The organism is Pseudonocardia sp. (assembly GCF_050246655.1).
Taxonomy (GTDB): Bacteria; Actinomycetota; Actinomycetes; order Mycobacteriales; family Pseudonocardiaceae; genus Pseudonocardia.
Genome location: NZ_JBFWVQ010000001.1, coordinates 67,437 through 84,657 on the forward strand (window position 1 = coordinate 67,437; position 17,221 = coordinate 84,657).

The 17,221-nt window shown below is 74.2% G+C and carries 21 protein-coding genes; 14 read left to right on the forward strand and 7 right to left on the reverse strand.

Going from position 1 to position 17,221, the window contains the following annotated elements; translation table 11 throughout:
• The first annotated feature begins 6 nt into the window (after nucleotides 1-6).
• Nucleotides 7-366 (forward strand): DUF3817 domain-containing protein, encoded by a 360-nt coding sequence (locus AB7J25_RS00320; RefSeq protein ID WP_428503690.1) that lies wholly within the window; start codon nucleotides 7-9, stop codon nucleotides 364-366.
• On the opposite strand, the gene AB7J25_RS00325 is transcribed toward AB7J25_RS00320, so the two are convergent.
• Nucleotides 326-1,162, reverse strand: coding sequence for a DUF2470 domain-containing protein (locus tag AB7J25_RS00325; RefSeq protein ID WP_428503692.1), 837 nt, complete (start codon nucleotides 1,160-1,162; stop codon nucleotides 326-328). The two genes, AB7J25_RS00320 and AB7J25_RS00325, sit on opposite strands and share 41 nt — an antisense overlap.
• 102 nt (nucleotides 1,163-1,264) lie before the next feature.
• On the opposite strand from AB7J25_RS00325, the gene AB7J25_RS00330 reads away from it, so the two are divergent.
• The gene (locus tag AB7J25_RS00330; RefSeq protein ID WP_428503694.1) at nucleotides 1,265-2,146 is read left to right on the forward strand and encodes a hypothetical protein; all 882 of its coding nucleotides are present in this window, start codon (nucleotides 1,265-1,267) and stop codon (nucleotides 2,144-2,146) included.
• Nucleotides 2,147-2,260: 114 nt separating this feature from the next.
• Here the strand turns inward: AB7J25_RS00330 and AB7J25_RS00335 are convergent, their stop codons facing one another.
• Nucleotides 2,261-2,827: a macro domain-containing protein gene (locus AB7J25_RS00335; RefSeq protein ID WP_428503696.1), complete on the reverse strand. Its 567-nt coding sequence runs from the start codon at nucleotides 2,825-2,827 to the stop codon at nucleotides 2,261-2,263.
• Nucleotides 2,828-2,844: 17 nt separating this feature from the next.
• Here AB7J25_RS00335 and pheA point away from each other — a divergent pair, with 17 nt between their 5' ends.
• Nucleotides 2,845-3,786 (forward strand): prephenate dehydratase, encoded by a 942-nt coding sequence (gene pheA / locus AB7J25_RS00340; protein ID WP_428503698.1) that lies wholly within the window; start codon nucleotides 2,845-2,847, stop codon nucleotides 3,784-3,786.
• 14 nt (nucleotides 3,787-3,800) lie between these two features.
• Nucleotides 3,801-4,433 (forward strand): histidine phosphatase family protein, encoded by a 633-nt coding sequence (locus AB7J25_RS00345; RefSeq protein WP_428503700.1) that lies wholly within the window; start codon nucleotides 3,801-3,803, stop codon nucleotides 4,431-4,433.
• A 374-nt stretch (nucleotides 4,434-4,807) separates the two neighbouring features.
• Here the strand turns inward: AB7J25_RS00345 and AB7J25_RS00350 are convergent, their stop codons facing one another.
• A complete protein-coding gene (locus AB7J25_RS00350) occupies nucleotides 4,808-5,146 on the reverse strand; it encodes a metallopeptidase family protein (protein WP_428503880.1) in 339 nt (112 codons plus the stop codon).
• A gap of 11 nt (nucleotides 5,147-5,157) precedes the next feature.
• The gene (locus tag AB7J25_RS00355) at nucleotides 5,158-6,426 is read right to left on the reverse strand and encodes a septum formation family protein (protein WP_428503702.1); all 1,269 of its coding nucleotides are present in this window, start codon (nucleotides 6,424-6,426) and stop codon (nucleotides 5,158-5,160) included.
• Between the two features lie 127 nt (nucleotides 6,427-6,553).
• On the opposite strand from AB7J25_RS00355, the gene AB7J25_RS00360 reads away from it, so the two are divergent.
• The 7 genes from AB7J25_RS00360 to AB7J25_RS00390 all read left to right on the forward strand — a co-directional run bounded on the left by AB7J25_RS00360 (nucleotide 6,554) and on the right by AB7J25_RS00390 (nucleotide 12,040).
• Complete coding sequence (locus tag AB7J25_RS00360) at nucleotides 6,554-7,357, forward strand: hypothetical protein (protein WP_428503882.1); 804 nt, start codon at nucleotides 6,554-6,556, stop codon at nucleotides 7,355-7,357.
• Between the two features lie 7 nt (nucleotides 7,358-7,364).
• Nucleotides 7,365-8,528 carry a glutathionylspermidine synthase family protein gene (locus AB7J25_RS00365; protein WP_428503704.1) on the forward strand — a complete coding sequence of 388 codons (1,164 nt, stop codon included), beginning with the start codon at nucleotides 7,365-7,367 and terminating at the stop codon, nucleotides 8,526-8,528.
• 23 nt (nucleotides 8,529-8,551) lie between these two features.
• Nucleotides 8,552-9,007: a DUF350 domain-containing protein gene (locus tag AB7J25_RS00370; protein ID WP_428503706.1), complete on the forward strand. Its 456-nt coding sequence runs from the start codon at nucleotides 8,552-8,554 to the stop codon at nucleotides 9,005-9,007.
• A 112-nt stretch (nucleotides 9,008-9,119) separates the two neighbouring features.
• Nucleotides 9,120-9,524 (forward strand): DoxX family protein, encoded by a 405-nt coding sequence (locus tag AB7J25_RS00375; RefSeq protein ID WP_428503708.1) that lies wholly within the window; start codon nucleotides 9,120-9,122, stop codon nucleotides 9,522-9,524.
• Nucleotides 9,525-9,636: 112 nt separating this feature from the next.
• Complete coding sequence (locus AB7J25_RS00380) at nucleotides 9,637-10,443, forward strand: HAD family hydrolase (RefSeq protein ID WP_428503710.1); 807 nt, start codon at nucleotides 9,637-9,639, stop codon at nucleotides 10,441-10,443.
• Nucleotides 10,444-10,478: 35 nt separating this feature from the next.
• Nucleotides 10,479-11,126, forward strand: a complete 648-nt coding sequence (locus tag AB7J25_RS00385) for a phosphatase PAP2 family protein (protein WP_428503712.1) — start codon at nucleotides 10,479-10,481, stop codon at nucleotides 11,124-11,126.
• Nucleotides 11,123-12,040, forward strand: coding sequence for a decaprenyl-phosphate phosphoribosyltransferase (locus AB7J25_RS00390; protein WP_428503714.1), 918 nt, complete (start codon nucleotides 11,123-11,125; stop codon nucleotides 12,038-12,040). Before AB7J25_RS00385 ends, AB7J25_RS00390 begins: the two co-directional genes overlap by 4 nt.
• 348 nt (nucleotides 12,041-12,388) lie before the next feature.
• On the opposite strand, the gene AB7J25_RS00395 is transcribed toward AB7J25_RS00390, so the two are convergent.
• Nucleotides 12,389-13,213 carry a hypothetical protein gene (locus tag AB7J25_RS00395; protein ID WP_428503716.1) on the reverse strand — a complete coding sequence of 275 codons (825 nt, stop codon included), beginning with the start codon at nucleotides 13,211-13,213 and terminating at the stop codon, nucleotides 12,389-12,391.
• Between the two features lie 101 nt (nucleotides 13,214-13,314).
• On the opposite strand from AB7J25_RS00395, the gene rfbA reads away from it, so the two are divergent.
• Together rfbA and rfbB are read left to right on the forward strand one after the other, a co-directional pair.
• On the forward strand, nucleotides 13,315-14,208 hold the full coding sequence (rfbA, locus tag AB7J25_RS00400) for a glucose-1-phosphate thymidylyltransferase RfbA (RefSeq protein WP_428503718.1): 894 nt from the start codon (nucleotides 13,315-13,317) through the stop codon (nucleotides 14,206-14,208).
• A gap of 1 nt (nucleotide 14,209) precedes the next feature.
• The gene (rfbB, locus tag AB7J25_RS00405) at nucleotides 14,210-15,175 is read left to right on the forward strand and encodes a dTDP-glucose 4,6-dehydratase (RefSeq protein ID WP_428503720.1); all 966 of its coding nucleotides are present in this window, start codon (nucleotides 14,210-14,212) and stop codon (nucleotides 15,173-15,175) included.
• Here rfbB and AB7J25_RS00410 read toward each other — a convergent pair.
• Nucleotides 15,162-15,992 carry an SDR family oxidoreductase gene (locus tag AB7J25_RS00410; protein ID WP_428503722.1) on the reverse strand — a complete coding sequence of 277 codons (831 nt, stop codon included), beginning with the start codon at nucleotides 15,990-15,992 and terminating at the stop codon, nucleotides 15,162-15,164. The two genes, rfbB and AB7J25_RS00410, sit on opposite strands and share 14 nt — an antisense overlap.
• Entirely contained in the window at nucleotides 15,983-16,519 is a 537-nt protein-coding gene (locus AB7J25_RS00415) for a dTDP-4-dehydrorhamnose 3,5-epimerase family protein (RefSeq protein ID WP_428503724.1), read from the reverse strand. The genes AB7J25_RS00410 and AB7J25_RS00415 overlap by 10 nt, the downstream gene beginning before the upstream one ends.
• A 60-nt stretch (nucleotides 16,520-16,579) precedes the next feature.
• Between AB7J25_RS00415 and AB7J25_RS00420 the strand changes: the two genes are divergently transcribed.
• A complete protein-coding gene (locus tag AB7J25_RS00420) occupies nucleotides 16,580-17,215 on the forward strand; it encodes a class I SAM-dependent methyltransferase (RefSeq protein ID WP_428503726.1) in 636 nt (211 codons plus the stop codon).
• Nucleotides 17,216-17,221 lie beyond the last annotated feature (6 nt).

Consider the following 17,221-nt stretch of genomic DNA (forward strand, 5'->3'; position numbering starts at 1 on the left):
GGCGACGTGAGCCAGCAACCAGGGGCCGACGCCGCCACGGAGATCGTCGAGGCCGGGACCCGCGGGCGGCTGCTGGCGTTCCGCATCCTCGCGTGGGTCACGGGCGTGGTCCTGCTCGGCCTGACCGCCGGCATGGTGCTGAAATACGTCTTCGGCGACCCCAGCCTGGTGGCGGCGATCGGGCCCGCACACGGCTTCCTCTACATGGGCTACATCGTGGCCGTGCTGCTCCTGGCCGAGCGGATGCGCTGGAAGCCGGCGAAGGCGGTGCTGGTGCTGCTCGCCGGCACGGTGCCGGCGGCGTCGTTCGTCGCTGAGCGGAAGGTCACCCGCGAGGTGCAGGGCCGTCTGGATCACAGCCGCTGATCCCTGGCGGGGTCGTCGAACGAACGGTGGCCGCCGCGCAGCTGAGGTTGACCAGGAGCCCGAGCTGGACGCGAAGGTCCTCCGGTGTGCGAGCCTCCTGCTGCCAGGCCAGCCGGACGTCGTGGTCGCGGTTCGGGGTCTCGATGCGCAGCCGCAGGCCGCAGCGGTCCACCCCGAGCGGACGGACGCGGGCTTCCGGGTGGTCGCGCAGCGTCGGTGGCAGGTGCCGGGTGAGCGACAGGAGCACCTCCGGATGCGCCTGCTCGAGGTGGGAGAGCCAGTGCGCCTCGGCGCGGAAGAACGGGTCCGGGCGCGCCGCGGCGAGCTCGACGGGGGTGAGCGCGGCGCTGCCCTCGGCGTCGGCGAGCACGACGGAGCCCGGCACGAGCTTGAGCAGGGTGGCGTCGCGACCGACGTCGAGCAGGGCGGGGTCCGGCCGGATGTCCGCGACGTGGACGGCGAGGCGCCGCGCGGACGCCGGGTCCGGCTCGTGCAGCCAGCCGGTGATCCACACGAGGCCGCGGACGGGTTCGCGCAGGTCGACCGGTGCGGGATCGGCGATCTCCAGCATGGCGGCGAGGCCTGCGGGCCCGGCGCCACGCACGTCCCGCAGGACGGGTTCGGTGTCGTCGAGGACGAGCACGGCGGAACCGTCGGCGCGAACGTGCTGCACCCTCGGGCGGGCGATGGGGCACCCGGTGCCGACGAGCGCGGCCGGGCCGCCGCGGGCGACGGCACTGCGGGCGCGTTCGGCGTGCGTCGGGGCGGGCGGGCGACGCAGGCGCGTGCTTCCCATCGGGCACCTCCTCTTAGGCAAGGCTAAGTTAGCTTTGGGTTGCCTGGATTGGCAAGACGCCCGGTGGATGCCGTCGGAAGGCCAACCGTTACCGTCTGAAGCGTGGCGGCAGAGCACGCGACGGGGAACGGCCCGGTGACCGTGCCCCCGCTCTTCTCCCATCTCGTGGACGACCCGAGCCTCCTGCGCCCGCGCAGCTCCGCCCCGGCCGTGGACACCGTCGTCGCCCGATATCTCCGGAACCGATCCGGCCCGCGCGGCGAGCTGGTCGGCCAGCTCCTCTGCCCGGTCTCCCGGCTGCCCGAGCTGGTCGCCGCGCTCGCCCGGGCACAACCGGAACGCCCCGTCGACATCTCCCTCGTCGTCGACACGGGGCTCGGCGCCGTCCCCAAGGCCCTCTCCACGGTGTTCTCCCGCTCCGCGATCGTCACCCCCCGCACGATCGAGACCGCTGCCCCGCCGGACGTGGACGCCGTCTGGCTGGAGCGGGTGTCGGAGTTCGTGCCCGAGGACGTCGTCGCCGTCGTCGAGCCGCGCCGGCCGCAGGAGCCCGACGGCACCGACGCCTGGCTCGCCGCCGTCCGCCGCGTCGCGGACCACGGCTGCGCGCCCAAGCTGCGCTGTGGCGGCCCCCGCCCGTCGGACGTGCCGTCCGCCGCCGAGGTCGAGTCGTTCGTGCTGATGATGGTCGAGACCAACAGCGGCTTCACCGCGCGCGGCCTCGCCCAGGCCGTCCGGCCGCCCGCCACGGATGCCAGCCGGCCACCGCACGGGATCGTCAACCTCCTGGCGGCGGTCGCGCGGGCGCTGAGCGGCGGCGACGTCCGCGGGGCACTGGACGCGGCGGACTCCGCGACGCTGGTCCGGGAGGTCGCGGCGTTGCCGGAGAAGGCGGCGCACCGGGTGCGCGGGCTGCTGTCGCGCTGCGGTGCGGACCCCGAGCCCGTCCCGGGCACCCAGCTGGCCGGGCTCGGGCTGCTCTGAGCCCGGAGGCCTCGCGGGCTCGCGCACACCCCGACGCGCTCGCACACACCGCAGACGGGGTGTGCGAGCACCACCGGGCATGTGTCAGCCGGTGGGCCCGCTCGTCGTCGTGGCCTATGAACCGGGGCTGGTAGCGCCGGGCGGCGGGGCTCCCACGTGCTCGTCCCACGCCGCGGCGACGTGGCTCGCGCACACCCGCGGGTGCAGCCCGCCGACACCCGTACCCAGCCCGGGCAGCGCGATCGACCGCACCGCCTCCCGGACCGCGGTGCCGTCGGGCAGCACGCCCTCGCGCCACAGCCGCAGCACCGCTCGCGCGGCGAGCCCCGCGTTCGCACCCTCGGGGTGCAGGGTCTCGCCGGGCCTGCGCATCGTCGGCGCGCTGACCAGCCACCCCGGGCGGACGGTGCCGGTCGGCACGATCACCGCCGCCCCGACCGGCAGGTCCCCGCCCGTGACGGCGCGGACGCGGTCGGAGATCCCCGGGAACCAGCGCGCGTACACCGCGTCGATCCCGCCGCCCATCACCCCCCACGAGTTCGCCGGGCTCACGACCGCGTCGACGTCCGCCTCCGTGACCGAACCCGCGAACACCTCCACCCCCGGCCGGTCCGCCACCTCGCGCCACGCGGCGGCCAGCTCGTCGTCGAACGCCACCAGGACCAGGGTCAGCTCCGCCATGGGACTAGGGTGCCCGGGTGCTGCGACTTGCCTTCCTCGGGCCGCGCGCCACGTTCACCGAGCAGGCGCTGCGGTCGATGCCCGAGGCGCGGGATGCGGAGTTCCTGCCCTGCAACGGGAGTCCCGCTGTGCTCGCCGCCGTGCGCGGGGGCAATGCGGACGCCGGCTGCGTACCGATCGAGAACTCCGTGGAAGGCGCCGTGGGCGCGGTCCTCGACGGCCTGGTGGACGACCCGCCGCTGGTGATCCGGCGCGAGGCACTCGTCGCCGTCCGGTTCGCGGTGATGGCCCGGCCGGGCACCGCGCTCGCCGACATCCGCACGGTCGCGTCGCACCCCCACGGCATCGCCCAGACGCGCGGCTGGATCGCCACCCACCTGCCGCAGGCCGACGTCCTGCTCTCGACGTCGACGGCCGAGGCGGCGGCGCAGGTCGCGCGCGGTGAGTTCGACGCCGCCATCGCCGCGCCGCTCGCCGCACAGCTGCACGGCCTGGAGATCGTCGTGGACGACGTCGCGGACAACCCTGGTGCGGTCACCCGCTTCGTCCTCCTCGGGCCGCCCGACGTCCCGCCGCCGCCCACGGGCACGGACCGCACCACGCTCGTCGCCACCACCGAGAACCGGCCCGGGTCGCTGCTGAGCCTGCTCACCGAGCTGTCGGTGCGGGGCATCGACCTCACGCGCATCGAGTCCCGCCCGATCAAGGACCGGCACGCCGAGTACTGGTTCCATCTGGACTGCACGGGCCACGTCGCCGAGCCGGCGATGGGCGAGGCGCTCGCCGCGCTGCACCGCCGCTGCGACCGCCTCCGGTTCCTCGGCTCGTACCCGCGCACCGCCGGTACCCCGAACGGCACCCCGGCCGCGGCACCCGGCGCGGTCGGTGGGGCGGGCGCGGCCGCGTTCGAGGCGGCTCAGGAGTGGCTCGTGGCACTGCGCGCGGGGCGCACGGCGTGATTGACTAGCGGGACGTGACGTCCTCTCGCCTGTACCTGATCCGCCACGGCCGGACCGACGCCAACGTCCGTGGCGCCCTGGACTCCGTCCCGCCCGGCGAACCGCTCGACGAGACCGGCCACGCCCAGGCGCACGCGCTCGCGGCGCGGTTGCGCGGCGCGCCGATCCGTGCCGTGTACGCCTCGCACGCCATCCGCGCCCAGCAGACCGCCGCCCCGCTCGCGGCCGCGCTCGACCTCGGGGTGCTGCTCCTCGACGGCATCCACGAGGTGTTCGTCGGCGACCTGGAAGGCCGCGAGGACCGGCCGGCCCGGGAGGCGTTCGAGGTCGTCTACCAGCGGTTCTGGACCGGCGACCTGGGTGCCAGGATGCCGGGCGGGGAATCGGCGGCCGAGCTGCGGGCCCGCTTCCTGCCGGCGGTCGACAAGGTCATGGACGGCGCCGAGGGCGACGTGGTGCTGGTCAGCCACGGGGCGGCGATCCGGCTGGCGGCGGCGGCCCTGCTCGGCGACACCGCGCTCACGTCGTACGTGCCGAACACGGGCGTCGTCGTCCTGCGGCCGGGCGGGCCGCGCTGGGAGCTGGAGCACTGGGACCCGGCGCCGCGGCGACCCCGGGACGTCACCGCGGGCGGCACCCCCGCCTGACCCGCGAGTTCCGCATCCTGCGGCCGCGAGTTGCGCGTTCCGCCGCCGCGAGTTGCGCATCTCATCAGCGCGTGTTGCGCGTTCCCCGGCCGCGAGTTGCGCATCTCATCAGCGCGTGTTGCGCGATCCACCATCGCGGGTCGGTGTGCCGGCGTGACAGCCCGTATGTCGGCCCTGACGAGATCCGCACCTCAGCCTGACGAAATGCGCAACTCGCCGCCGCAGGATGCGGAACTCGCCGCCGCAGGATGCGCAACTCGCCCACGCGGGATGCGCAACTCGCCGCCGCAGGATGCGGAACTCGCCGCCGCAGGATGCGGAACTCGCCCACGCGGAATGCGGAACTCGCCCACGCGGAATGCGGAACTCGCGGGTCAGCCCCAGCCGAGCCGGTGCAGCGTCTCCTCGTCGATCCCGAAGTGGTGGGCCACCTCGTGTACCACCGTGACCGCCACCTCGTGGACGACCTCGTCCGCGTCCGTGCAGATGTCGAGCAGGGCGTCCTGGTAGATCGTGATCCGGTCCGGCAGCACCCCGCCGTACTGCGAGGTGCGTTCGGTGAGCGCGATGCCCTCGTACAGTCCCAGCAGGTCCGGCTCCTCCGGGTGGCGAGCCTCCACCAGGACGACGACGTTGTCCATGGCCGCGGTGAGCTCCGGCGGGATGGTGTCGAGGGCGTCCGCGACCAGCTCCTCGAACCGGCGGCGGGTCATCTCCAGCCCCGTCACGTCTCCCCGGTCGGGGTCCCGGGCGGAGCCGGGAGCGTGGGGATGTTCTCCCCACTCGGGAACGGGACGGCCGGGTCCGCCGGGTTGCCCGAGTCCACCGGGGGCACCCCGCCCGGCGGTGCCGTGGACGGGGGCGCCGTCGGCGCCGGCTCGCCCTCGGGTTCGCCGTCCTGCGGCGGGTTCGTGGGCACCACGGGGGCGGGATCGGTGCTCTCCGGTGCGGGTGGGGCGGGCTGGTCGCTGACGACGGTGTTGGCGTCCCGCACCGAGCCCGTGACGGGCGCGAACCCGCTCCGGTCCGGCAGCAGAGCGGCCAGGTTGCAGTTCACCCGCCGGGTGCCGACCTTCCAGGACTCCTCGCCGAGGTTGTCCCAGTACACGGTGAGCTTCTTCGCGGCGATGGCGTTCGGGTCGCCCGCGTACTCCCCCGCGATCCGCGCGCACTCGGGCTGCAGGAACGCGTCCTGGTCCTCGACCTTCGGGTACCCGTCGGGGAACTTCGGCCCGAGGTCGACGACGCCGACCGTCTCCACCGCGTGCGGCAGCGCGCACGACACCGGGTCGCCGATCGTGCGCCCGTCGATGCCCAGGCAGCTGCCCGGCTCCTGGACGGCCGCCTGGTCGCTGTCCGCGACCTTGCCGGTGGTGGTGAACATCGCCCCGGACCGCGACGAGCTCTGCAGCCCGCAGCGCAGCTCCCGGTCCCCTTCGGCCCACTTCGCCGCGGACGGCTTGAGGGCACCGACGCGGAAGCGGCCGTCCGGGTCGAACCGGCCGCTGAGGTAGGTGACCACGACGGGCGTGCACCGCTCGGTGACGAGCTGGCGGAATCCCCGCTCGTCCGGCAGCACCGTCTGGTCCGTGAGCGACACGCTGCCGGCCTGCTCGAACAGGTGCGGTCGGGCGCACTCGACCACCTCGGCATCGGCGGCGTCGCCGCGCGTCCAGTTCAGGCACGTGCCCGGGGTGGCGGGTGGCGGTGGCACCTCGACGAACGCCGGTCCGCCCGCCCGCTCCGGCAGGGCGGCGAAGGAGCCCAACACGGGCACGGTGGTGTCGGCGACGGAGTCCAGCACCGCGACGCCCAGCATCGCGGCGGCACCGATGGCGATCCCGGCCGCGAGGCGGCGCACGGGTCCGCCGAGCGGGTCGGGCGTCCGGGAGGCACGGCCGGAATGCGGCCCGTCGGACGCCGGGAAACCGGGGGAGCGCGCGTCGGGGGGAGCGGGCGCGGTGAGCGTTCGGTCCATGGCGACCGTCATCATGCCGTGACCTTCGGCGGGCGCGCCCCGCAGCGACACGTGGACACGACCATCGGTCCGTTCCGTGCTGCGAGCGTCGCGTGACGCGCGCCCGACACATGCAGGTACCGTGCGCGCGGGGGTGACGACGATGACCCAGGACGACCAGCGCGGTGCGGCAGGAGACGGGCGGTCCGTGCCGCCCGGGCCGGGCACGCCGCCGGACCCGGCCACCGGGCCCGGCACACCGCCGGACCAGCCCCACGCCCCCGCCCCCGACGGGCCGACGGACCCGCGCGGCGTCCCCGCCTACCAGCCGCCGCCGGGCCACGAGCCCGGCCCTGCGCGGCCCGGGCGCATCCGCCACCAGGACGAGCACACGCGCCCGCGCGAGCCCACGCTCGCCGAGCGCCGCGCCCGCGACCAGGCCCGCCGCCGGGCCATCGAGGAGCAGATCGCCGCCGCGCAGGCCGCGGACACCAAGCGCAAGCGCAGGCGGATCCTGATCGGCACCGGCGTGACGGTCGGCGTCGTCGCCGTCATCGCGCTGGCCTACGCCGTCTCGGACGACGACGAGGTCGAGGCCCGCTGCGTCGACGAGAACAACGTGGTCGTCGACGACGCCAACTGCGTCACCCCGGTCGCGTCCGGCGACCAGTACCACGGCGGCGCCCTCGTCCCGATCTTCATCGGCGCGGGCGGCAGGCAGTACCACTACAACTACGGCGGCTCCGGGACGGTGGGCCAGCCGGTCAGCGGCGGCACGACGAGCGTGCCGAAGTCCAGCACCAAGGTCACCAGCGGGACGTCGGGCAAGACGCTCTCCGGTGGGAGCAGCTACTCCTACTCGGGCGGCTCGTCGAGCAGCTCCTCGGGAAGCGACTCGGTGAAGCGCGGCGGGCTCGGCGTGAGCGGCGGCGGCAGCAAGTCCGGCAGCAGCAGCAGCGGCAGCTGAGGCCCGCGTGCGCAGACAGACGGGCGAGCCCCGGCCGGGCTGGCTGAAGACGGTGGCGGACCAGGGCATGTGCTTCGGCACGCCCGGGCGCGGCATCGGCGGCGTCGAGCGCCCTTACTGGGACGAGTCGGTGCACTACACGTTCTCGATGGACGAGGTCCTCGCACTGGAGGCCGACGTGGAGCTGCTGCACTCCATGTGCCTGGCCGCGGTCGACCATGTCGTCACCACCGAACGATTCCACGATTTCGCCCTGCCCGAGTGGGCCCACGAGGCCGTCGCCGCCTCCTGGCGCCGCCACGACCCGCACGTCTACGGCCGCTTCGACCTGCGCTACGACGGCTCCGGCCCGGCCAAGCTCCTGGAGTACAACGCCGACACCCCCACGACGCTGCTCGAGGCGTCGATCCTGCAGTGGTACTGGCTGAAGGACACCCACCCCGACGACGACCAGTGGAACTCCCTGCACGAGGCGCTCGTCGCGCGCTGGGGCGAGATCCGCGAGCGGCTGCCGTCCGCCGAGATGCACTTCACCTGGTCCGGTGGCGAGGCCACCGGGGAGGACCACGTCACCGTCGGCTATCTGCAGGAGACGGCCGCCGAGGCCGGGCTGGACACCGTCGGGCTGACCATCGAGGACGTCGGCTGGGACGTCGAGCTGGACCGCTTCGTCGACCTCGAGGAGGCGCCGATGAACGCGGTCTTCAAGCTCTACCCCTGGGAGTGGGTGCTCGGCGACGAGTTCGGCCGCCACGTCGTCCGCAGCCTGCCCGCCACGCTGTGGGTCGAGCCGCTGTGGAAGACGCTGCTGTCGAACAAGGCGCTGCTGGCCGTGCTGTGGGAGCTCTACCCCGGCCACCCCAACCTGCTGCCCGCGTTCCTCGACCAGCCGGGGATCCTCACCGAGTACGTCCGCAAGCCCCGCCTCGGCCGCGAAGGCGCCAACATCTCGATCGTCTCGCCCGGCTCGGAACACCAGACGGGTGGCGTGTACGGCGAGGAGGGCTTCGTCTACCAGCTCTTCGACCCGCTCCCCGAGTTCGACGGCTACCGTCCGGCCCTGGGCGCGTGGATCGTCGGAGACACCGCCGCGGGCCTCGGCATCCGGGAGACCGCGGGCCTGGTGACCGACGACGGTGCCGCGTTCGTCCCGCACAGAATCCCCAGCTGATCCCCGCTCCCCCGGAGGTCCCCGTGGTTCCCGCGCTCGCACAGATCGCGCCCGACTTCTTCCCGTTCATCGGCGCAGGCGTCGGCGCGATCCTGCTCTACGCCGTCCTCGGCACGCTGCTCATGCTGCTCGGCTTCTACGCCGTCGACATCACCACACCCGGCAAGCTCTACCGGCTTGTGCAGGCGGGGCTGCCCAACGCCGTGATCGTCACCGCGGCGGGCATGGTGAGCATGGCGTTCATCGTGGTCGTCGCGATCTACGCCGCCAGCGGCTCGCTCGTCGAGGGCCTGCTCCAGACGCTGATCTTCGGCCTGGTCGGGATCCTCGCGCAGGTCGGCGGGGTGCGCCTGATGGAGTGGATCACCGGTATCGACATCGGTGCCGCACTGCACGCCGAAGGGGTGCGGGCGGAGACGTTCGTGGTGGCGGCGGCGCACGTGGCGTTGGGGCTCGTGGTGGCCGTCGCCGTGCTGTAGGACGGCGACGCCGCTGAATCGGGCGGACGAGAAGCCCGCCGAGGGCCGATGAGTTCCCACGCCGCGGTTCGTCCACATCACGAACCCACCGCCACGCGCTGAGGAGCCCACGATGACCGCCGCCACCGCCACCCCCGCCACCGGCCGCGCCGCGAACGTCGCCCTGTGGACGCTGCAGATACTGCTCGCCGCCGTCTACCTGTTCTCCGCCTTCGGCAAGCTCACCGCGGATGCGCAGAACGTCGCCGGGTTCGAGGCCATGGGCTTCGGGACGGTCGGCATGTACGTCATCGGCGCGCTGGAGCTGGCGGGCGCGATCGGCCTGCTCGTGCCGCGGCTGATGGGCCTGGCAGCCACCTGCTTCGTCGCCCTCATGATCGGCGCGGTGATCGCCACCCTCGCCGTCGGCGGCGGCGTCCTGGTCGTGATCCCGCTGACGGTCGGCGTCCTCGTCGCGATCGTCGCCTGGGGCCGCCGGGAGAACACGAAGGCGCTGATCGCCTCCCTGCGCTCCTGAGCTCGGGGGACCCGGCCCCACTCACCCGCGCGAACGGCCCGTACGGGAGGTAGGTCTTCCCGAACGGGCCGTTCGCGCGTGGGGTCGCGGGCGCACGCTTACGCTGGACGGCGTGCAGGCCCCCCGGCTCGTCGCCACGGACGTGGACGGCACGCTGCTGGACCCGGCCGATCGGGTGCCACCGCGGGCGGTGGCGGTGATCGAGCGGCTGCGGACGTCCGGAACGGAGTTCGTGCTGGTCACGGGCCGTCCGCCGCGGTGGATCCCGCCGGTCACCGAGCAGCTCGGCCGCGAGTGCCTCGCGGTGTGCGCGAACGGCGCGGTGCTCTACGACGGCGTCACGGACCGTGTCGTGTGGTCCCGGGCGCTGGACGTCGACACCCTGGCCACGCTGGCTGCGGCGGCCGCGGAGGCGCTGCCGCTGTCCGGTGTCGCGGTGGAGCGGGTGCCCACGCGGGCGTTCGACGAGCGGGAGACGTTCCTCGCCGAACCCGACTACCTGCACGCCTGGCCCGGCAGGCTGCACGTCGCATCGCGGGTGGAGGTCCTGTCCGAACCCGCGGTGAAGCTGCTGGTGCGCTGCCCCGGGCTGTCGAGCGAGGCGATGGTCGCCGCGCTCGCACCGTTGATCGACGGGCTCGCCGACGCCACGTTCTCGACCCCGAACGGCCTCGTGGAGCTGGCCGTGCCCGGCGTCACGAAGGCCACGGGGCTCGCCGAGGTGGCACAGCGGCTCGGCGTCGACCGCGACGAGGTCGTGGCGTTCGGGGACATGCCCAACGACCTGGAGATGCTGTGCTGGGCGGGGCACGGGGTGGCCATGGGCAACGCGCACCCCGCGCTGCTGGAGATCGCGGACGAGGTCACGGCACACCACGGCGAGGACGGGCTGGCGGTCGTACTGGAGCGCTGGTTCTGAGCGTCGTGGGTCACGGGCGTAGAGTCGGCCGCCGTATGCCCATCCACCGACCGGGCGCAGCGGTCCCCGAACCGGCGCCCCTGGAGGCCCCGCCCGTGGCCGTCGACTCCGCCGTCAGCACCGTCGTGCACGCCGCCGCCGAGATCGTTCCAGAGACGCCCGTGGAGATCCCCGCTCCCCCGGCCGAGGTCCGCGCACTGGCCGCGGTACAGCGGATCACCAACGACACCCCGCTGATCCCGGTCGCGAAGGGGATGTCGCGGTTCGGCGACCACGCGCTCGGCTGGCTCGCCCTCGGGGCCCTGGGGGCACTCGCGGACCGCCCGCGGCGCCGCCGGTGGCTCGTCGCCACCGCGGGCGTCGCGGTCGCGCACGGCGCGTCGGTCGCCGTCAAGCGGGTGGTCCGCAGGCCCCGCCCGGAGCACCCGGACGTCGTCGTGCACTGCGCCACCCCGAGCCGGCTGAGCTTCCCGTCCGCCCACGCCACGTCCACCACGGCCGCGGCGATGCTGTTCGGGACGCTGCTCGGCGGGGTGGGCGGCGGTGTCGCGGTGGCGGTGCTGGTGCCGCCGATGGCGGTGTCGCGGCTGGTCCTGGGCGTGCACTACCCGACCGACGTGGTCGCGGGCGCGGGCCTGGGTGCCGCGGTCGCCACCGTCGCCCGCCGCTGGGGGAAGCGATGACCGACACGACCGTCGAGCCCAAGGCTGCGACCCGCACGCCGGTGAGCGTCACCTGGGGCGTGGTCCGCACGATGCGGCCGCGGCAGTGGGTGAAGAACGTGCTCGTGCTGGCGGCGCCGTTCGCCGCGGGCATGCTGTTCTCCGGGGACACCGCGGCTGCGCTCGCCGTGGCGTTCGTGGCGTTCTCGCTCGCCGCGTCCGGGATCTACCTGGTCAACGACGCGAAGGACGTCACGGCGGACCGGGCGCATCCCACGAAGCGGTCCCGGCCGATCGCGTCCGGGATCGTGCCGGTGCCGCTGGCCCTCGGCGTGGCGACGGCGCTCCTGCTCGGCGCGCTCGGGGTGAGCTTCCTCGCCGGGCCGGACCTCGCGATCGTCGTCGCCGTGTACGTGGCGGTGCAGCTCGCGTACTGCTTCTGGCTCAAGCACCAGCCGGTGCTCGACATCTGCATCGTCGCCTCGGGCTTCCTGCTCCGCGCGATCGCGGGCGGCGCGGCCACGGGGATCGCGCTGTCGCAGTGGTTCCTGCTGTGCGCCGGGTTCGGGTCGCTGTTCATGGTCGCGGGCAAGCGCTACGCCGAGATGATGCTCGCCGAGCGCACCGGCGCGAAGATCCGCAGGTCCCTGGAGGGCTACTCGGCTTCCTACCTGCGGTTCGTATGGGCCTGCTCGGCCACCGTACTGATCATGACCTACTGCCTGTGGGCGTTCCAGATCCGCGAGGAGCAGCCGCACAACACGGTGTGGACGATGCTCTCGATCGTCCCGTTCGTGGTGGCGGTGCTGCGCTATGCGGTGGACGTGGACAACGGCAACGGCGGCGAGCCCGAGGACATCGCCCTGGGCGACCGGGTGCTGCAGATCCTCGCCGCGGGCTGGCTCGTCATGCTGGCGCTCGCGATCTACCTGTAGTCCTGGAGGGCGCGGCCAGGGTCGAGCAGGTCGAGCAGGTCGAGCATCGCCGCGTGGAACGCGGTGCGCCGCGGCTCGCTCCACCCGGCGGTGAGCCGGGGCCCGGTGGACCTGCGCCAGTTCGAGGGCGGACCGGAGATCGGGCAGCCGCAACGCCGCCGACACCTTCCCGCCGGTGACCCGGAAGACCGTCGCCACACGGGCCGGGGACGAGCTCTGCGGCCACACGGCGTCCTGCTCGACGACGAGGTGCTCGTCGACCGGATGCCACGACCGCGGGACGAGCCGGACGCCCGAGCGCCGCACCCAGCCGGCGAACTCGGACGGGGTGATCGGGCCTGCTCCGCGTCAGAGGTCCCGGACGCCCGCCAGCACATAGCCCGGCCGCTCCCGGGCGCCCCCGGTGCGCCACAGGTACTCGCCGAACCCACCGAGCGCCGACAGGTTGAGCCCGCCGACGACGAGCACGGACGCCACGACGAGCGTCCACGCCTTCACCTTGACCACCAGGCCCAGCACGGCCGCAGCGAGGCCGACCACCGCACCGAAGCCGGCGATCAGCAGCCCGGCGCAGAGCAGCAGCAGGAACGGCGCCGCGTAGAGCCCGGCGAGCCAGCCCAGCGTCCGGACGGCGCGGTGGCGCAGCGTGGGCACCGGCTCCTGCGCAGCGACGGTGGCGGTGGCCTGCCGCGTCCCGGTTCGCGCGATCGCGGCGACGATGTCCCGCGGCCGCCGCGGCAGCGCCTGCACGGCGTCCAGCACCGAGCGGTCCACGAGCAGCGACGGGCGCCGCTCCGCGGGCGTCACCGGCACCCCGGGAAGGCGATCCCGCACCCCGCGCCGGGCCGAGGCGGCCCAGACCACGTCGTGGCCGTCGCGCCACGGCGCCAGCACGGCTGCGACGACCGCGGCCGCGTCCGGGCGCGCCGCGTCCGCCACCACGACGGCGTCCCCCCGCGCGGTTGCGAGCCCGGCGCACAGCACGGCGTACGAGCCGAAGCGCCGCGCCAGCGTGGCCACCCGGACGGTCTCCCCCGCCGCAGGCGCGGGGAGGTCCCCGTGCTCGCCGCCGTCCTGCACCACGACCAGCTCGAACCGCAGGTCCGGGTGCGCCGCGGCGACGCTGCGCAGCAGCGGCAGGGCACCCTCCGCGCTCGCGGTCACGAGAGACACCAGTGGCACCGTGGTCCTCCTCCTTCGCACTCGCCCGACGGGGAGCCTACGTGGCCCGGCTCCGCCGCCGCGTACGCTGCGGCGGCGATGAGGGGTCGGCGATGAAGGGTGTGATCCTGGCGGGTGGCGCCGGGACGCGGCTGCACCCCGTCACCCGGGCCGTGTCGAAGCAGCTGCTGCCGGTCTACGACAAGCCGATGATCTACTACCCGCTGTCGGTGCTGATGCTGGCCGCTGTCCGCGACATCCTGGTGATCACCACCCCGGACGAGCAGGCGCTCTTCCGGCGCCTGCTCGGCGACGGCGGGGAGCTGGGCCTGCGCCTGTCCTACGCCGCCCAACCCCGTCCCGACGGCATCGCGCGGGCCCTGCTCATCGGTGCGGAGCACATCGCGGGCGAGCACTGCGCGCTCGTGCTCGGCGACAACATCTTCCACGGCCAGGGCTTTCGCCGGATGCTGCGCGAGTGCCGCGCGGGCCTCGCGAGCGGTGAGGACGGGGCGGTGCTGTTCGGCTACCCGGTCCGCGACCCGCAGCGTTACGGCGTGGGCGTCGCCGATGCGGACGGGCGGCTGGTCGACATCGAGGAGAAGCCTGCGCAGCCGCGCTCGAACCGGGCCGTGACGGGCCTGTACCTCTACGACGAGCACGTCGTGGACATCGCGTCGGGGCTGCGGCCCTCGGCGCGCGGCGAGCTGGAGATCACCGACGTCAACCGCGCGTACCTGGACAAGGGGCGCGCCCGGCTCGTCGATCTCGGCCGCGGCTTCGCGTGGCTCGACACCGGCACGCACGACTCGCTGCTGGAGGCCGGTCAGTACGTCCAGGTGCTCGAGCACCGGCAGGGGGTGCGGATCGCGTGCGTGGAGGAGATCGCGCTGGAGCAGGGCTGGATCGACGCCGACGCGTGCCTCGCGCTCGGGCGGGCGCAGGAGAAGTCGGGGTACGGGCGCTACGTCGTCGACGTCGCGCGCGCCCACGGAGCGGGAGGCTGACGTGCGGGTGCTCGTGACGGGCGGGGCGGGGTTCATCGGCTCGCACTTCGTGCGCTCGCTGGTACGGGGTCGCTACCCCGCGCTCACCGGCCACGTCGTCGTGCTGGACCTGCTCACCTATGCCGGCACGCTCACGAACCTCGCGGAGGTGCGCGACGGCGTCGAGTTCGTGCACGGCGACATCCGCGACGCCGCGACGGTCGCCACCGCCATGGCCGGCACGGACGTGGTCGTGCACCTCGCCGCCGAGTCGCACGTGGACCGCTCGATCGCCGCCGCAGCGGACTTCGTCACCACGAACGTGGTCGGCACCCAGGTGCTCCTGCAGGCCGCGCTGGACGCGGGCGTGGGCCGGTTCGTGCACGTCTCCACCGACGAGGTGTACGGCTCGATCGACGAGGGATCCTGGCCGGAGACCCACCCGTTGGAGCCCAACTCGCCGTACGCGGCGTCCAAGGCCTCCTCGGACCTGCTCGCGCGCGCGTTCCACCGCACCCACGGCCTGCCGGTGTGCGTCACGCGCTGCTCCAACAACTACGGGCCCCACCAGTTCCCCGAGAAGGTGATCCCGCTGTTCGTGACGAACCTGCTCGACGGGCGGCGGGTCCCGCTCTACGGCGACGGCGGCAACGTCCGGGACTGGCTGCACGTGGACGACCACTGCCGCGCGCTCGCACTCGTCGCGGAGAAGGGGTGCGACGGGGCGGTCTACAACGTCGGCGGCGGCACCGAGCTGACGAACCGGGAGCTCACCGGCCTGCTGCTGGACGCAGCAGGCGCGGGCCCGGAGATGGTCGAGCACGTGCCGGACCGTCTCGGCCACGACCGCCGCTACTCCGTGGACTGGTCCAAGATCGCCGCGGAGCTGGGCTACGCACCGTCGGTGCCGTTCGCGCAGGGACTCGCGGACACCGTGCGCTGGTACGCCGAGCGCCGCGACTGGTGGGAGCCGCTCAAGCCGCGCTGACGTACGCGGCGAGCCCCTCCCGCCACGGCGCGAGCGGCAACCCGGCCGCCTCGGCCCGGCCCAGGTCCAGGACGCTGTTGAGGGGCCGCGGCGCGGCGTGCGGGCGTCCCGCGAAGTACTCGGCGGTCGTCGTGTCGGCGACGGCCAGCGGGCTGCCGGCCAGCGCGAGGACCGCCCGGGCGACGTCGGCCCACGACGCGGGCTCCCCCCTCCCCGTGACGTGGTACGTGCCGTGCGGCACCCGCTCGTCCAGGAGCGCGACGGTGGCGGCGGCGAGATCGGCGGCGAACGTGAGCCGCCCGACCTGGTCGGCCACCACCGTCGGCGCGATCCCGCGCGCCGCCAGGCCCAGCATCGTCGTGACGAAGTTGCGGCCCTCCCCCACGACCCAGGTGGGGCGGAGGACGTAGTGCCGCTCGACCGAGGCGACCGCGAGATCGCCCGCCGCCTTCGACGCGCCGTACGCCGAGAGCGGCGCCACCGGGTCGTCCTCGGTGTACGGCTTCTCGGCGTGCCCGTCGAAGACGTACTCGCTGGAGTAGTGCACCACCAGCAGCCCGTGGCGGCGGGCGACGGCGGCGAGCGCGGCAGGCCCGGTGGCGTTGATCCGCCAGGCCGCCCGGCGCCCCTCGGATGTCTGGGCGCCGTCCACGTCCGTCCAGGCCGCGGCGTTGATCACGGCGTCATAGCCGCCCCAGCCGAACCCGGCCGCGTCGGCGAGGTCGAGCTGGGCGTGGGTCAGGGCGGTGGCCCCGGGAAGCAGCGCGGTGAGCGCCCGCCCCACCTGCCCGCCGGCCCCGGTGACGATCACCCGCACGGGACGATCTCCGCCAGCGGCGGGAGCGCGACGTCCTTCGCGGAACGGATCACCTCGTCCGGCCCGACCGGCCAGTCGATGCCCAGCGCCGGGTCGTAGGCGTCGACGTGCGTGTAGTGCGCGTCCGGCGACCAGTGCGCGTCCACGAGGTAGGTGTAGACGACGTCGGAGGTGCGGGTGAGGTAGGAGTTGCCGCACCCGCGCGGGACGAAGATCGCGTTGCCGGGGTGCAGCTCGATCGTCTCCACCCGCCCGAAGCCGTCCCCCGGGCGCAGGTCCACGATCGCGGCGAACGCCCGCCCGTGGGCGAGCGTGACGTACTTGTTCCACGGCTCGCCGTGGATGCCGCGCAGGACACCCGGCTCGGCGTTGTACGAGACGTTGCTCTGCACGATCTCGAACGGCGGGAAGCCCGCCGCGGCCAGCTTCGCCCGCTGGAACCCCTCCTTGAACCAGCCCCTGCCGTCGGCGTGGACGTCCAGCTCCACCCGCAGCAGGCCGGGGATCGAGGTCTGTTCGACGTGCATGCCGGCGAGTCTCGCACCCCGGACGTGCACGCCGGCGCGGGCAAGGCCACACTCGCCCCGGTGAGCCCCCGCGACGACGGAACCGTCGGAACCGAGCACTGCCGGACCGACGCCCCCGCCTACGCCGAGCGGCTCCGCTCGCTGGAAGGGGCCCGCTGGAAGCGCGTGCTGGACGTCCAGGCGCCCTACCGCTGGAACGTCCGGCGCCTGGGGCTGGGCCGCACGCTCGACGTCGGCTGCGGGCTGGGCCGCAACCTCGCCCATCTCTCGGGGGACGGGGTCGGCGTGGACCACAACGCCGCGTCGGTGGCCGTGGCGCGCGAGCGCGGGTTCCAGGCGTACACGCCGGAGGAGTTCACCGCTGCGTTCGCCGGGGCGCCGGGCTCGTTCGACAGCCTGCTGCTCGCCCACGTCGTCGAGCACATGCCCGAGGCGGACGCGCTCGCCCTGCTGCGCACCTACCTGCCGTACGTGCGCCCGGAAGGCAAGGTCGTGGTGATCACCCCGCAGGAACGCGGCCACGCCACGGACGCCACGCACGTCCGGTTCTGCGGGTTCGACGAGGTCGCCTCGCTGTGTGCGCGGGCGGGGTTGCGCGTGGTGAACGCCTACTCGTTCCCGTTCCCGCGGGCGGCGGGCGGGGTCTTCCCGTACAACGAGTTCGTGACGCTCGCCCGGACCCCCGCAGCGTCATGACAGCGC